Origin of the sequence: Scandinavium hiltneri (assembly GCF_024764835.1) — a bacterium.
Taxonomy (GTDB): Bacteria; Pseudomonadota; Gammaproteobacteria; order Enterobacterales; family Enterobacteriaceae; genus Scandinavium; species Scandinavium hiltneri.
In genome coordinates this window covers 1-255 of record NZ_JALIGE010000006.1, presented here as the reverse complement: position 1 = coordinate 255, position 255 = coordinate 1, and the positions used below count along the sequence as shown (strand labels likewise).

Genomic DNA, 255 nt, shown 5'->3' with positions numbered 1-255 from the left:
TGGCCTTTCTACGATGACGAAATGGGTAAAACAGCTGCGTGATGAACGGCAGGGCAAAACGTCAAACGCCTCTCCAATAACCCCGGAACAAATCGAAATACGTGAGCTAAAGAAAAAGCTGCAACGTGTTGAAATGGAAAACGAAATATTAAAAAAGGCTACCGCGCTCTTGATGTCAGACTCCCTGAACAGTTCTCGTTAATCGGGAAACTCAGGGCGCGTTATCCAGTGGCCTCTCTCTGCCACGTGTTCGGG

At 48.2% G+C, this 255-nt stretch carries 1 pseudogene; it reads left to right on the top strand.

Annotated features, from left to right (window positions below):
- A pseudogene (locus MUU47_RS00025) lies at positions 1-255 on the top strand (IS3 family transposase); the annotation flags it as partial.